This is a genomic window from Pseudomonas sp. 13B_3.2_Bac1, assembly GCF_025466205.1.
GTDB classification, from domain to species: domain Bacteria; phylum Pseudomonadota; class Gammaproteobacteria; order Pseudomonadales; family Pseudomonadaceae; genus Aquipseudomonas; species Aquipseudomonas fluorescens_H.
Genome location: NZ_JANLOG010000047.1, coordinates 71,632 through 86,677, shown reverse-complemented (window position 1 = coordinate 86,677; position 15,046 = coordinate 71,632). Strand labels below are relative to the sequence as shown.

General features: G+C 61.9%; 12 protein-coding genes. 2 read left to right on the top strand and 10 right to left on the bottom strand.

Annotated elements, in window-relative coordinates; genetic code table 11:
- Positions 1 to 1,184 precede the first annotated feature (1,184 nt).
- Both NTD85_RS08090 and NTD85_RS08085 read right to left on the bottom strand, forming a co-directional pair.
- Positions 1,185 to 4,253, bottom strand: coding sequence for an efflux RND transporter permease subunit (locus tag NTD85_RS08090; protein WP_262141909.1), 3,069 nt, complete (start codon positions 4,251 to 4,253; stop codon positions 1,185 to 1,187).
- A 6-nt stretch (positions 4,254 to 4,259) separates the two neighbouring features.
- Complete coding sequence (locus NTD85_RS08085; RefSeq protein ID WP_262141908.1) at positions 4,260 to 5,360, bottom strand: efflux RND transporter periplasmic adaptor subunit; 1,101 nt, start codon at positions 5,358 to 5,360, stop codon at positions 4,260 to 4,262.
- A 94-nt stretch (positions 5,361 to 5,454) separates the two neighbouring features.
- On the opposite strand from NTD85_RS08085, the gene NTD85_RS08080 reads away from it, so the two are divergent.
- Positions 5,455 to 6,090, top strand: coding sequence for a TetR/AcrR family transcriptional regulator (locus tag NTD85_RS08080; protein WP_045122312.1), 636 nt, complete (start codon positions 5,455 to 5,457; stop codon positions 6,088 to 6,090).
- Between the two features lie 105 nt (positions 6,091 to 6,195).
- Here NTD85_RS08080 and NTD85_RS08075 read toward each other — a convergent pair whose 3' ends face one another.
- Positions 6,196 to 6,978, bottom strand: coding sequence for a class I SAM-dependent methyltransferase (locus NTD85_RS08075; RefSeq protein WP_103485395.1), 783 nt, complete (start codon positions 6,976 to 6,978; stop codon positions 6,196 to 6,198).
- A 93-nt stretch (positions 6,979 to 7,071) separates the two neighbouring features.
- Here NTD85_RS08075 and NTD85_RS08070 point away from each other — a divergent pair, with 93 nt between their 5' ends.
- Positions 7,072 to 7,692 carry an energy transducer TonB gene (locus tag NTD85_RS08070; protein WP_103485399.1) on the top strand — a complete coding sequence of 207 codons (621 nt, stop codon included), beginning with the start codon at positions 7,072 to 7,074 and terminating at the stop codon, positions 7,690 to 7,692.
- 4 nt (positions 7,693 to 7,696) lie between these two features.
- Here the strand turns inward: NTD85_RS08070 and NTD85_RS08065 are convergent, their stop codons facing one another.
- The 7 genes from NTD85_RS08065 to ppc all read right to left on the bottom strand — a co-directional run bounded on the left by NTD85_RS08065 (position 7,697) and on the right by ppc (position 15,020).
- Positions 7,697 to 8,389 carry an extensin family protein gene (locus NTD85_RS08065; RefSeq protein WP_262141907.1) on the bottom strand — a complete coding sequence of 231 codons (693 nt, stop codon included), beginning with the start codon at positions 8,387 to 8,389 and terminating at the stop codon, positions 7,697 to 7,699.
- 2 nt (positions 8,390 to 8,391) lie between these two features.
- Positions 8,392 to 9,228, bottom strand: coding sequence for an oxaloacetate decarboxylase (locus tag NTD85_RS08060; RefSeq protein WP_262141906.1), 837 nt, complete (start codon positions 9,226 to 9,228; stop codon positions 8,392 to 8,394).
- Between the two features lie 30 nt (positions 9,229 to 9,258).
- Positions 9,259 to 10,119 (bottom strand): DUF72 domain-containing protein, encoded by an 861-nt coding sequence (locus tag NTD85_RS08055; protein ID WP_262141905.1) that lies wholly within the window; start codon positions 10,117 to 10,119, stop codon positions 9,259 to 9,261.
- Positions 10,119 to 10,427 carry a hypothetical protein gene (locus tag NTD85_RS08050; protein ID WP_003222071.1) on the bottom strand — a complete coding sequence of 103 codons (309 nt, stop codon included), beginning with the start codon at positions 10,425 to 10,427 and terminating at the stop codon, positions 10,119 to 10,121. Before NTD85_RS08050 ends, NTD85_RS08055 begins: the two co-directional genes overlap by 1 nt.
- Before the next feature lie 256 nt (positions 10,428 to 10,683).
- Complete coding sequence (gene tsaB / locus NTD85_RS08045) at positions 10,684 to 11,358, bottom strand: tRNA (adenosine(37)-N6)-threonylcarbamoyltransferase complex dimerization subunit type 1 TsaB (protein WP_103485391.1); 675 nt, start codon at positions 11,356 to 11,358, stop codon at positions 10,684 to 10,686.
- Between the two features lie 93 nt (positions 11,359 to 11,451).
- A complete protein-coding gene (gene adk, locus NTD85_RS08040; protein WP_003222067.1) occupies positions 11,452 to 12,099 on the bottom strand; it encodes an adenylate kinase in 648 nt (215 codons plus the stop codon).
- Positions 12,100 to 12,389: 290 nt separating this feature from the next.
- Complete coding sequence (gene ppc / locus NTD85_RS08035) at positions 12,390 to 15,020, bottom strand: phosphoenolpyruvate carboxylase (protein ID WP_262141904.1); 2,631 nt, start codon at positions 15,018 to 15,020, stop codon at positions 12,390 to 12,392.
- Between the last annotated feature and the right edge of the window lie 26 nt (positions 15,021 to 15,046).

Below are 15,046 nucleotides of genomic sequence, written 5' to 3'. Positions count from 1 at the left end.
TATTGTGGGTCAGCCTTGCGGATCGACTTGATCGAGGATGCGGTTAACCGACAGCTCAGCTAGCGATTTTTAAACAGACCAAAGAGGTAGGGTGGCTGGGGGGGCCTCTTCGCGAGCAAGCCCGCTCCCACAGTTGGATTGGGTGCAGGCAGTTGGAGATTGGTCGGCTCGTAGGCCGCCATCGCTGGCAAGCCAGTTCCCACAGTTGGATTTGGTGTAGTGTAGTTGGAGATTGGTCAGCTCATAGGACGCCATCGCTGGCAAGCCAGCTCCCACATTTTGGATTGGGTGCAGGCAGTTGGAGATTGGTCGGCTCGTAGGCCGCTATTGCTGGCAAGCCAGCTCCCACATTTTGGATTGGGTGCAGGTAGTTGGAGATTGGTCGGCTGTCAGGCCGCCATCGCGAGCAGGCTCACTCCTACAGTGGGATTGGGTGCAGGCAGTTGGAGATTGATCGGCTCATAGGCCGCTATCGCTGGCAAGCCAGCTCCCACATTTTGGATTGGGTGCAGGTAGTTGGAGATTGGTCGGCTGTCAGGCCGCCATCGCGAGCAGGCTCACTCCTACAATGGGATTGGGTGCAGCCAGTTGGAGATTGATCGGCTCATAGGCCGCCATCGCTGGCAAGCCAGCTCCCACATTTTGGATTGGGTGCAGGCAGTTGGAGATTGTTCGGCTCGTAGGCCGCCATCGCTGGCAAGCCAGCTCCCACATTTTGGATTGGGTGCTGGTAGTTGGAGATTGGTCGGCTCGTAGGCCGCCATCGCGAGCAGGCTCACTCCTACAGAAAAGCAAAAGCCGACCACATGCTTTTCACCACTCAACAGGATGAGCGCAAGCTCGGCTGCAGCTCTTGATCTTGCCGTGCCGGCCCCATCGGCAGGCTGAGTGGAGGGGTTCATCCGGGGGTGGGAGCGCAGCGACCGTTTGGCGAAGCCAAATGCATCGAGAGGAGGTGCAGCGAAGCAAACCGGAGGCGATGCCCCCGGATGAACCCCGCAACGAAGGAACCCGAGCCTAAGCGAGGGCCGGACGCCGGGGCCAAGCCTTTTGGTTACTTTTCGGCGTCTGGAAAAGTGACTAGCCGTAAGGGCGAAACCGCCAGCCGCCACACCCCAAAAAACGGATAAACCCCCAAAACCCCAGGAACATGGTCGGCCCAAAGGCCGCCAAGTCCAAAACCATCAAGCGTCGCGACGCACTCGGAACCAAGCCGCATACAAAGCAGGCAAAAACAAAAGCGTCAAAGCCGTAGCCACAATCAACCCCCCCATAATCGCCACCGCCATCGGCCCAAAAAACACACTGCGCGACAAAGGAATCATCGCCAACACCGCCGCCAAAGCCGTCAAAACGATCGGCCGAAACCGCCGCACCGTCGCCTCGATAATCGCCTGCCAGGGCCTGAGCCCCGAAGCAATATCCTGCTCGATCTGATCCACCAGAATCACCGAGTTACGCATGATCATCCCCGACAGCGCGATCGTCCCCAGCATCGCCACAAACCCGAACGGCTGGCGGAACACCATCAGAAACAACACCACCCCGATCAACCCCAGCGGCGCCGTCAGAAACACCATCGCCGTGCGCGAAAAACTGCGCAGTTGCACCATCAGCAACGTCAGCACCACCACAATGAACATCGGCACCCCGGCATTCACCGACTTCTGCCCACGCTCCGAGTCCTCCACCGTACCGCCAACATCCAGCAGATACCCGTCAGGCAATTCGGCGCGAATCGGATCCAGCGTCGGCTGAATCTGCTGCACCAGCGTCGCCGGCTGCTCCTTGCCGTAAATGTCCGCGCGCACCGTCACCGTTGGCAACCGATTGCGATGCCAGATGACGCCTTCCTCAAACCCATATTCCAGCGTGGCAATCTGCGACAACGCCACACTGCGCCCGTTATCCGTCGGCACCGCCAGGCTCGGCAACAGCGACAACTCGGTGCGCTCATGCACGGTGCCGCGCAGCAGAATCTCGATCAGTTCGTTGTCCTCGCGGTACTGGCTGACACTCGACCCGGTCAGCGAACTCTGGAGGAATTTCGCCAGATTGGCCGTGCTCACACCGAGCGCCCGGGCACGGTCCTGATCGATGTTCAGGTACACCACCTTGCTCGGTTCTTCCCAATCCAGGTGCACGTTGACCACGTGCGGGTTCTCGCGCACCTTGGCCGCCACTTTGCGCGCCAAGGCGCGGACCTCTTCGATGTGTTCACCGGTGACGCGGAACTGCACCGGATAGCCAACCGGCGGGCCGTTTTCCAGACGCGTGACCCGCGAACGCAAGGCCGGGAATTGCTCGTTCAACGTGTCGATCAACCAGGTGCGCAGGGTCTCGCGCTCCTCGATGTTTTTCGCCAACACCACAAACTGGGCGAAGCTCGCCGCCGGCAGTTGTTGATCCAGCGGCAGGTAGAACCGCGGCGAACCGGTGCCGACATACGCCACATAGTTGTCGATGCCGGCGTGATCCTTGAGCATCGCCTCCAACCGTTTGACCTCGGCCGTGGTGTTGGCCAGCGACGCCCCTTCAGCCAGTTTCAGATCGACCATCAATTCGAGCCGGTTGGAGGCCGGGAAGAACTGCTGCGGCACGAAACGGAACAGCATCACCGACGCAATAAACAGCCCCACCGTCAGCACAATCACGGTTTTACGGTGCGCGACGCACCACTCCACCAGACGCCGGACCCGTTGATAGAACGGCGTGCCATACGGGTCGGCATGCCCGTCGGTCGTACCGTGTTTGGCGGCATGAATCTTCGCCAGATCCGGCAAGAGTTTTTCCCCCAGATACGGCACGAACATCACCGCCGCCACCCATGAGGCGAGCAACGCGATGGTCACCACCTGGAAGATCGAACGGGTGTATTCGCCAGTGCCGGACTGCGCGGTGGCAATCGGCAGGAAGCCGGCGGCGGTGATCAGCGTGCCGGTGAGCATCGGGAACGCGGTACTGGTCCAGGCGTAGCTCGCAGCCTTGATCCGGTCGAAGCCCTGCTCCATTTTGATCGCCATCATTTCCACAGCGATGATCGCATCGTCCACCAGCAACCCCAACGCCAGCACCAACGCGCCGAGAGAGATCTTGTGCAGACCGATGCCGAGGTAATACATGCAGGCGAAGGTCATCGCCAGCACCAGTGGAATGGTCAGCGCGACCACCATGCCGGTGCGCACACCGAGGGAGAAGAAGCTCACCAGCAACACGATCGCCAGCGCCTCGACCAACACCTGGACGAATTCGCCGACACCGGTTTTCACCGCTGCCGGTTGGTCGGACACCTTGCGCAGCTGCATGCCGGCCGGGAGGTTCTTTTGCAGGCGCGAGAATTCGCCCTCCAGCGCTTTACCCAGCACCAGAATGTCGCCGCCGTCCTTCATCGCCACCGCAAGACCGATGGCGTCTTCGCCCATGAAGCGCATGCGGGGCGCCGGTGGATCGTTGAAACCGCGACGCACGTCGGCGACATCGGAGATGCGGAACGTCCGATCACCGACCCGGATCGGGAAATTCTTGATCTCGTCGACCGTCTGAAAATTCCCCGAGACCCGTAGCTGCACACGCTCGCTGCCGGTCTCGAAGAAGCCGGCGGTGGACACCGCGTTCTGTTCTTCCAGCGCCTGCTGTACCGCCGCCAGTGGCAAGCCAAGGGTGGCGAGTTTGACGTTGGACAGCTCGACCCAGATCTTCTCGTCCTGCAAACCGAGCAGATCGACCTTGCCGACATCCTTGACCCGTTGCAGTTGGATCTGGATACGGTCGGCGTAATCCTTGAGCACCGCGTAGTCGAAACCGTCGCCGGTCAGCGCGTAGATATTGCCGAAGGTGGTGCCGAATTCATCGTTGAAAAACGGCCCTTGAATCCCCGGCGGCAAGGTCTGGCGAATGTCGCTGACCTTCTTGCGCACCTGATACCAGAGCTCGGGAATGTCCACAGAATGCATGGAGTCGCGGGCAATAAAGGTGACCTGGGATTCACCCGGGCGGGAGAACGACACGATGCGTTCGTACTCGCCGGTTTCCATCAGTTTCTTTTCGATGCGTTCAGTGACCTGACGCGAGACTTCCTGCGCAGTCGCCCCCGGCCAACGGGTCTGGATGACCATGGCCTTGAAGGTGAACGGCGGGTCTTCGCTCTGGCCGAGTTTGGTGTAGGACAAGGCGCCGACGATGGCCAGCAAAAGCATCAGGAACAGTACGATCTGGCGATTACGCAGCGCCCATTCAGAAAGGTTGAAGCGCATCGGGACTTACTCCTTGTCCGCCAGATTGACCACACGGTTGGAGCGATCCACAGGCCGCACCTGCTGACCTTCGAGCAATACGTGAACGCCGGCGGCGACTACCCAGTCGCTGGCGTTGAGGCCTTCGAGCACCGGCACGCTTTTCTCGCCGAACGGGCCGATGCGCACCGGGGTCTTTTTCAGGGTGTTATTGGCGCTGACGACCCAGACGTAGGTCGCGCCGTTTTCCGCGGTGAGGGCCGAGAGCGGCACCGACAGCGGCACGGCATCCGCCGATTGCACAAACACCCGGGCGCTCTGGCCGAGTTCCGCCGGGACCTTGCCACTGGTGAACGAGATGCGTGCAGCGAAGGTACGGGATTTCGGATCGGCTGCCGGCGACAGTTCACGAATCTGCCCGGCGAAGCGCTGGTTCTGCTGGGTCCACAGTTCAACGGACACTGGCTGGCCGACCTTGAACCGCCCGAAGCTCTGCTCCGGCAGGCTGATCGACACTTCGCGCTCGCCATCAGTGGCGAGGGTGAACACGGTTTGCCCGGCGGCAACCACTTGCCCGACTTCCACCGAACGCTTGGCCACCACGCCGTCCTGCGGTGCGCGCAGCACGGCGTAACTGGCCTGGTTGGTCGAGACGTTGAATTCGGCTTTGATCTGCTTGAGACGGGCTTCGCCGGAGCGGTAGAGGTTTTCCGCATTGTCGTAGGCGGAACGGCTGACCATCTGCCGCTCCATCAGGGTCTTGTAGCGGTCACGCTCGGCGCGCACCAGATTCAGATTGGCTTCAGCGGCGGCGACCTGTGCGCGGGTGGCTTCCAGTTGCAGGCGCACATCCTGCGGATCGAGTTCGGCCAGTGGCTGATCGGCTTTGACCCGCTGACCTTCTTCGACCAGTCGTCGGCTGACTTTGCCGCCAATGCGGAACGCCAGATCGGGTTCGTAGCGCGCGCGTACTTCGCCCGGATAACTTTCCATCGCCTGCGCCGAAGGCTCTGGCTGCACCACCATGGCCGGTCGAACGCTGACTTGCGTCGCCTCTTCCTGACCGCACGCGGACAATAAAAAAGCCAGGCTGACTGGCACGGCAAACGACAACGCATGGCGGAACATGGTGACGGACCTTTCGCTAATGGTGCTTGGAATATTTATACTGGCCGGTATGGTATTAATAGCAAACTCACCAGTCCAGTATTAAAAGCGAAGAATGTCGAACAATCTTTCAGCTCCAAACGGTCCGGGCCGTCCGAAGGACCCGGCCAAGCGCCGGGCGATCCTCGATGCGGCGAAAACCCTGTTTCTGAGTCACGGCTACGCCAACACCAGCATGGACGCGGTGGCCGCCGAGGCTGGCGTGTCGAAACTGACGGTTTACAGCCATTTCAACGACAAGGAGACGCTGTTCTCCTCCGCCGTGATGGCCAAATGCGAGGAGCAGCTACCGCCGCTGTTCTTCGAATTGCCCGCCGGAATCCCCGTGGAAAAAGTGTTGCTGAACATTGCCCGGGGCTTTCATCAGCTGATCAACAGCGACGAGTCGGTGAATCTGCACCGCTTGATGATGGCGCTGGGTACGCAAGATCCGAAGCTGTCGCAGATTTTCTTCGAAGCCGGTCCCGAGCGCATGGTGCAAGGGATGGAGCGACTGCTGAAACGCATCGACGAAACCGGCGCGCTGCGCATCGATCAGCCGCGTAATGCGGCCGAGCATTTCTTCTGCCTGATCAAGGGCGCGGGGAATTTTCGCTTGCTGTATTGCTGCGGTGAGCCGCTGAGCGAAGAGGCTTCAGAGAGTCATGTGCAGGAAGTGGTGGGGTTGTTCATGCGGGCGTATCGGCCCTGATTCTGCGGTGTTTTTGCGGACGCCTTCGCGAGCAAGCTCGCTCCCACATTGGATTGCATTTCAAATGTGGGAGCGAGCTTGCTCGCGAATGGACGCAACTCGGTCTCAGGGTTTCAACGCTTTCTTCGGGTAAATGTCATACCGACTGGATTTACCATCCAGCGCATGGCTCGGTTTCGGCCCCTCGATGCACGGCGCCTTGCGCGGACGCTTGACCACCACCCGATGCGTCGCCAGTGCCAATGCCGCTTCGAGCAGCGCCGGTGCATCCGGATCATCCCCGACCAGTGGCCGGAACAGGCGCATTTCCTTCTTCACCAGCGCGGTTTTCTCGCGGTGCGGGAACATCGGGTCGAGGTAGATCACCTGCGGCGGCTCGCCCTCCCAGTTGCGCATGACTTCGATGGAGTTGCCCTTGAGCAGCTTCATCCGCGCGACAATCGGCGCCACGTCGAAATCTTCCGCCGCCCGCGCCAGACCATCCTCCAGCAACGCGCCGATCAACGGCTGACGCTCGATCAGGCTCATCTCGCAGCCCAGACTGGCCAGCACGAACGCGTCCTTGCCCAGCCCCGCCGTGGCATCCAGCACCCGTGGGCGCACGCCTTGGGCGATACCGACCGCCTTGGCGATCATCTGCCCGCTGCCGCCACCGTACAGACGCCGATGCGCCGCGCCACCCTCGACGAAGTCCACGCGCACCGGCCCCGGTGCATCCGGGCCGAGCTGTTGCAGCTGCAAACCCTGCTCGCCGACCTGCAAGGCGAACTCGCCGTCGGCCACCTGCAGCGGCAGGCCCAGACGCTCGGCCCACTGCTCGGCCTGCGCTTCAAACGTCGGGGCAAGGGCCTGGACATGGATGCGGCAGGCCGCGGGTTGCTCAATCATGAAAACACGCTCAAAAAAGTTAAGGATCGGCAAAAAGTGGCCGATAAACCAATCAACGCGCATTTTGCCAGAGCTGAGCGTCAACCGAAAAAAATGTCAGGCATTCTTCCCACATCGATTGGCTACATTTCGCCCAAGGGCGACTTCAGCCGTCATAACACTCAAGCATTGGGCGGCGTCAGTCACCTGTGGCAGGATTTCTTTGCCCAGGCTCTGGCCGAACAGACGAGTGATGTGGTGCCGGCCTGTGGCACCTTTCCACCGGTTGACCTGAACAGCCCGGAAGAACCGACCCTGGGCAGCGAGCTGCACGCGCACATCGTCGAGCAGCGTCAGTGCGACGTGGTCGACACCGAAGTGCGTCCGCCGGAGCCGCTGTTCCTGCCGATCGCCGAGTTCGAAACCGATCTGCTGGACAAGCCGTTCCCACCGTTCCCGCCAGAAGAACTCAAGGCTCAGCAAGAGCAGCAGGATTTCGACAGCAGTTGGGTCCGGCCGATCGTGATCAACAACGGTCAGCCTGTGCCAGAGCCTGGCCCGGCGCCGCAGAAAAAGCCGCTGTACCTGCCGATTGCCGAATTCGATCTCGATCTGCTGCAAAAACCTTATCCGCCGTTCCCGCCGGAAGAAATTGCCGAGCAACAGAAGGCACTGGACTTCGATAACGGCTGGGCGCGCCCGATCGTCCTGCAGAACCTGCGCCTCGCCGCCTGACACCTCAGCGACACACGCTCCAGCGCCCGACATCGACATGGAAGTGATTGCGATGGGCGGCGTTGTAATCCGGACTCAACACCACACTGAACGCCTCGCAGGCGCCGTCGCGCACCTGCCGCAGAAACCGTGCGTCCTGATTCTGTTTCGGCCAGTCCTTGAGCACGCTGATGCTGCGCCCGTCCGCCAGACGAAAACCGGCAATGTCCAGCGCATCGGCACTGGCATGCCGGCTGAGCGCCCCGCTCTCGCGGTTATAGACATTGCGACAGGCAAAGCTGCCGAGGTGATCAAGCCGCGCCACCCTCTGCCCGTAAACAGATTGCGCGGCGGGTTGCAGGGTATGCCGCTCAAACATCGCGTAAGCCACCGCCAGCGGGCAACTGGCGAGGAAGCTGCTGCTCAGCGCCACCTCGCCGCCCTGCACGCGCACGGCGTCAATCAAAGGACACTTGGCGTCGGGGCTGTCGGCTTGCGCTGTGACCCGCAGACCCGAGCTGCTCAGGACTTGTGCGCATAACTCGGGATTGCCGCGCAGGCGCATCAGTTTGAAACCGGTCAGCCAGTTCGGCGCGGCCTTCACGTCCAGCGGCGCCCACGGATTCCACTCGGCCGGTACGTCGAGCCAGCCACGCCAGACGCTGACCACGGCGCCAGCAATCATCAACAGTACCGACAGCGCGATCCAGCGGCCCATGCTCAGCCTTTGAAAAACTGATTGGCCTTGGCGTAAGGCATCGATTGCGACGTGAAGCCGAACGTGCCGTGCTGCTGGATTTCTTCTGCCGCGCGGAAGAACTCACCGAACGCCGCCAGGGCCAATGCCGAACCGGTACTGATGCGCCGCACGCCCATTTCTTCGAGATCCTTCACGGTCAGTTTCAAACCGCCGGACATCAACACATTGACCGGCTTCGGCGCCACTGCGCGCACCACCGCCAGCACCTCTTCGGCGTTACGCAAACCCGGCGCGTACAGCACGTCGGCGCCGGCCTCGGCGAAGGCTTGCAGGCGGCGAATGGTGTCGTGGATATCGGGATTGCCGTGCAGGTAGTTTTCCGCGCGAGCGGTCAGGGTGAAAGGAAATGGCAGTGTGCGCACGGCGGCGACGGCGGCTTCGATACGTGCCACGGCATGTTCAAAGCAGTAAATCGGTGCGTCGGCACGGCCCGTGGCGTCCTCGATCGAACCGCCCACCGCGCCGGCCTCGGCGGCACGCAGCAAGCTTTTGGCGCACTCGGCCGGGTCATCGGCGAAACCGTTTTCCAGGTCCACCGCCACCGGCAGATCGGTGGCCGCGACAATTGCCCGGACATTGGCCAGGGTGTCATCGAGACTCAAGGCGCCGTCGGCCTTGCCTTGGGAAAATGCGTAACCGGCACTGGTGGTCGCCAACGCCTGATAGCCCAGACTGGCGAGCATCTTCGCCGAGCCGGCATCCCACGGGTTGGGAATCACGAAAATCCCCGCACCTTCATGCAGGGCTTTGAAGGCTTGGGCTTTGCGGGCTTGTTCGTTACGGGCGTGGGCGTCCATCGGCAGGCTCCTGAGCAGGGAAAATCCGCCTCAGAGCAAGCCGAGTTGCTCGGCGGCGGGTTCTCTGTATAGCTCAGGCAGGGATGGCAGGCCAGGCAAACGTTGCATCAATTGTGCGTGAAAACGTTGCGCCAGCTTCGCCGCCATGACGTTGTCGGCGGTGTGCAGGAAGATGTAGGGCGTGCGGCCCTCTTCGATCCACTCGGCAATTTTCGCCACCCATGGCACCAGGAACGGGTCGTTGGCCTCAAGCTCGGGGTGGCCGATGAAGCGCACCTGCGGGAACTGGGTGAACGCCGCCGGACGGGTCGGTACCCGGGGCTTTTTAGATTGCGCGTGGATCACCGAAGACTCTGTCGACAGGCAACTGAACAGCGCCCGTGGATCGAGGCAGATGCGTTCTAAGCCACGGTCGAGCAGCAAGCGATTGAGCAGGCGTTCGCTCTCACCCTTGGCGAAGAACTGCTCGTGACGCACTTCTACCGCCAGCGGCCGGTCCAGCGCGTCGATGAACGCGGTCAGCTCCGGCAGCCGATGCGGGGTGAAGCTTTTCGACAGTTGCAGCCACAGCGGCGAAACACGTTCGCCGAGCGGGCTGAGCAGGTTGACGAAAGTTTCGGCGGCAGTCAGTTGATCGCGCAGGTCACCGCTGTGGCTGATGTCGCCGGGGAACTTGGCGGTGAAGCGAAAGTTTTCGGGCATGGTCTCGGCCCAGCGCTGCACGGTGGCCGGCGACGGGCTGGCGTAGAAGGTCGTGTTGCCTTCGACGGCGTTGAACACTTGGGAGTAAAGAGCGAGGAAGTCGGAGGTCTTGGCGTCTTCGGGGTACAGATACTCGCGCCAGGCGTTTTCACTCCAGGACGGACAACCGAGGTAGTAAGGCAGATCCATCAGATGTACAGGTCGAGGCCCAGCACATCCGCATCCCAATCGACAAAACCGGCGGTGCTCAGGTAGCTGGCGAGGGCCATCGCTACGCTTTTGCTCATGGCGCGGTGATAAATCATGTCTTGCTGACGGGCAGGCAGATTGGCAAGGCGTTGTGCGGAGGCTTTGGCAGCGCGGGCGGCCAGTTGCTCTTCAGTCGGGAATTCCAGCTCGCCGTCGATATCGTCGACGGATTCATCCAGCGCCACATTGCCTTTGCGAGGCTTGCGCTTGATGGGGTAGGACTGAGAGGAGAGGCCGTCTATACGCATAAATTCATGCTCGGTATCGATGATGGCAATTTAGCGGCACTTGACCGACTTAGCAAACTGCCGAGTGATAACTAGAACACATAAAGCGTAAAAGGTTTAAAGCCCGGGGTTGGAAACTGACGATTGGCAGTGACTTTAAGTGAACACCGGATCTGTGGGAGCGGGCTTGCTCGCGAAAGCGGTGTGTCAGGCACCTGGATAGAGACTGACATGGCCTCTTCGCGGGCAAGCCCGCTCCCACAGGTTTTGTGGTGAATCAGCGAGCCTTCGGGGTGGCGACTTTGTCGCGCAGATAAACCGGTTGCGCATCATCGGCAGGGATCGACTCACCGCGTTCCCAGGCAAACCGCGCCAGGGTCAGCAGGTCTTCAGCGTGAGGCAGCATGCCGGCGTCCTGACCGGACAGACTGACCGCGATCCGCTCACCATAGCCCCAACCGGTACCGGCACCGAACCATTCGCCGCTGGCATCGGCCGGCAATGCCGCCACTTCCGGCGGCAGTACCGCTTCGACACCGACCAGACGCATCTCGCCCGCGGTTTCGCGGTAGCAGCCCCAATACACTTCATCCATCCGCGCATCAATGGCCGCCGCAACCTGGCTCACGCCGTGTTCGCGATACGCACGTTGCGCCAGTACGGCCAGGTTCGACACCGGCAGCACCGGACGATCCAGCGCGAACGCCAGCCCCTGCACCACGCCGATGGCAATCCGCACGCCGGTAAACGCACCCGGCCCGCGACCGAACGCGATGGCGTCCACCGCTTGCAGCGTGGTGCCGGCATCGGCCAGCAGTTGCTGGATCATCGGCAGCAGTTTCTGCGCGTGCAAACGCGGGATCACCTCGTAATGGCTCGTGACCTTGCCGTCATGCAGCAAGGCAACGGAGCAAGCTTCGGTCGCGGTGTCCAGGGCCAGCAAGGTGCTCATCGATGTATCCAAAACAGGTGGTGGAAAAAGTGCGTCAGTATAAACAACTACGGCCCGCAAGCGGGCCGAGGATGATGCAGCCAATCAGCTTTTTCAGCTCAGCGCTTCGAGCACCTTGGCGGTGATCGCTTCCACCGAACCAACGCCCGGGATGTGGCTGTACTTCGGCTTGCCGTTGGCAGCGGAGAGCTTCTGGTAGAAGTCCACCAGCGGCTTGGTCTGCGAATGGTAGACCGACAGGCGATGACGCACGGTTTCTTCGGTGTCGTCCTTGCGCTGCACCAGATCGTCGCCGGTAACGTCGTCTTTGCCAGCCACTTTCGGCGGGTTGTAGACGATGTGGTAAACGCGGCCGCTGGCCTCGTGAACGCGACGACCGGCGATACGCTGAACGATTTCTTCGTCCTCAACAGCGATTTCAACCACGGCGTCCAGCTCGACACCGGCGGTTACCAGTGCTTCGGCCTGTGGAATGGTGCGCGGGAAACCGTCGAACAGAAAGCCGTTGGCGCAGTCTGGTTGAGCGATGCGATCCTGCACCAGCGCGATGATCAGGTCATCCGACACCAGACCGCCGGCATCCATGATGCTCTTGGCTTGAACGCCCAGCGGAGTGCCGGCCTTGACCGCAGCACGCAGCATGTCGCCGGTGGAGATTTGCGGAATGCCGAATTTCTCGGTGATGAACTTAGCCTGAGTACCTTTACCGGCCCCGGGAGCTCCCAGCAGAATGACGCGCATCGATGTGCTCCTCAATTTTTTATATAGAAAACAACAGGATTCGCCTCTTGGGGCGGATCTTAAAAATATGGGTCGTGGCCGCACAAACGGCCAAAGGCTGATCAAGATACACAGCAGGCTGCGCCCACACAAGACGCCAAAAGTCGGAGAAACCGCCGCCTGCCGCGACCTTGCGAGCCGGTGAGCCAAGTCGCAACCCCATCACTAACTGTCGCCTGCCCGCACTTGCTCCCCGTATACAAAGCGACACCCGGCCTGTGCACCGGGCGCCTGACACGACAGCAAAAACCTTAGCCGGTATTACGCAAACCGGCGGCGATCCCCGCCACAGACACCAGCAGCGCCTGTTCCACCGGGCTGCCCTGCTCGACATTCTGTTGCCGCGAACGGGCCAACAGTTCGGCCTGCAATAGATGTAGCGGATCGAGATAGGTGTTGCGCAGACGGATGAATTCCAGGGTGTCCGGGCTATGTGCCAGCAGCTGCGACTGGCCGGTCAGGCCGAGTACCACCGCGCACGCCTGCGACAATAGGTCGCGTAACTGCGCGCCCAACGGCAGCAAGTCCGGCTCGACCAGACGCTGATCGTACGACAGCGCGATGTCGGCGTCGGCCTTGGCCAGAACCATTTCCAGCATGTCGATACGGGTGCGGAAGAACGGCCACTGTTCGCGCATCTGCCCGAGCAGTTCGCCCTCGCCACGCGCCAGCGCCTTGCTCAACGCGGTTTCCCAGCCGAGCCAGGCCGGCAGCATCAGACGGGTCTGGGTCCAGCCGAAAATCCACGGAATCGCCCGCAGACTTTCGATGCCGCCGGCACGGCGCTTGGCTGGGCGGCTGCCGAGGGGCAGACGTCCCAACTCCTGCTCCGGCGTCGATTGGCGGAAATACTCGACGAACTGCGGATTTTCCCGCACCACGGCGCGATACGCGGCGACGCCGTCGGCGGCCAGTTCATCCATCAGGTGGCGCCATTCGGGCGTCGGTGGCGGTGGCGGCAACAACGTCGCTTCCAGCACGGCAGCCAGATACAGATTGAGGTTCTGCTCGGCGATGTCTGGCAGGCCGAATTTGAATCGAATCATTTCGCCCTGCTCGGTGGTGCGGAAGCGCCCCGCCACCGACCCCGGCGGCTGCGACAGGATCGCCGCGTGCGCCGGACCGCCGCCACGGCCCACGGTGCCACCGCGACCATGGAACAACAGCAGTTCGACTTGCTGCTCGCGGCAGATCTCCACCAGCCGCTCCTGGGCGCGATATTGCGCCCAGGCCGCAGCGGTGGTGCCGGCATCCTTGGCCGAGTCGGAATAACCGATCATCACTTCCTGCGGGCCTTGCAGCCTGGCGCGGTAGCCCGGCAGCAGCAACAGACGCTCCATCACCGGCCCGGCGTTGTCGAGGTCGGCGAGGGTTTCGAACAGCGGCACCACGCGCATCGGCCGCAGCACACCGGACTCTTTGAGCAGCAGTTGCACCGTTAGCACGTCGGAGGCGGCGCCTGCCATCGAGATCACGTAGGAACCCAGCGATGCACTCGGTGCGGCAGCGATTTCCTTGCAGGTGGCGAGCACTTCAGCGGTGTCGGCGGACGGTTTGAAATGCGCCGGGAGCAGTGGCCGACGATTGCTCAATTCGCGGGTGAGGAAGCTGATGCGCTGTTCTTCGTCCCAGTCTTCGTAGCGACCGAGGCCGAGGTAGTCGGTGATTTCAGTCATCGCCGAGCTGTGTCGCGTCGAATCCTGACGCACATCGAGGCGCACCAGGAACAGGCCGAAGGTCACCGCCCGGCGCAGGCAATCGAGCAACGGCCCGTCGGCGATCACGCCCATGCCGCATTCGTGCAACGAGTTGAAACACAGTTCCAGCGGATCGAGCAGATCGCGGTTGTTGTGCAACACGTCAGCCGGTGCCGGCGTGCTGGCCGTCAGCGACGCCTGTGCCCAGTTGCGCGTGGCGCGCAGGCGTTCGCGCAATTGCTTGAGCACCGCCCGATAGGGTTCGGCGCTGTCGCCGGCCTTGGCCTTGAGCGCGTCGCTGGCCTGCTGCATCGACAGTTCAGCGGCCAGGTGATCGACATCGCGCAGGTACAGATCGGCAGCCATCCAGCGCGCCAGCAACAGCACCTCGCGGGTCACCGCTGCCGTGACGTTCGGGTTGCCGTCACGGTCGCCGCCCATCCACGAAGCAAAGCGGATCGGCGCCGCCTCCAGTGGCAAACGCAGGCCGGTGGCAGCAAACAACGCCTGATCGGCCTTGCGCATGTGGTTGGGAATCGCCTGCCACAGCGAGTGTTCGATCACCGCAAACCCCCACTTGGCCTCGTCGACCGGGGTCGGCCGGGTGCGGCGGATTTCTTCGGTGTGCCAGGCTTCGGCGATCAGCCGTTGCAGGGTGTTCTGGATCTGCTCGCGCTCGGCGCTGGTCAGGTCGCGATGATCCTGAGCGGCCAGTTGTCCGGCAATCGCATCGTATTTCTGGATCAACGTGCGCCGCGCCACTTCAGTGGGGTGCGCGGTCAGCACCAGTTCGATTTCCAGGCGCGCCAGTTGCCGGGCCAGGGATTCGGCGCTGTGGCCTTCATTGCGCAGGCGGGCGAGCAGTTCCGGGAGCACGCGGGATTCGAACGGCGCCGGCTGCGACTCTTCGCGACGATGAATCAATTGATACTGCTCGGCGATGTTCGCCAGGTTGAGAAACTGGTTGAACGCCCGCGCCACCGGCAGCAGTTCGTCTTCACTCAACTGATTGAGGCTGGCGCTGAGTTCGGCGTCCATCGAGCCACGCCGGTCGGCCTTGGCGCCCTTGCGGATCTGCTCGATCTTGTCGAGAAATCCCTCGCCGTACTGGTCGCGGATGGTATTGCCCAACAGCTCACCCAACAGGTGAACGTCCTCGCGCAAGCGTGCATCAATATCGGTCATCAGCAGTTCTCCAGCGGTAATCGGGA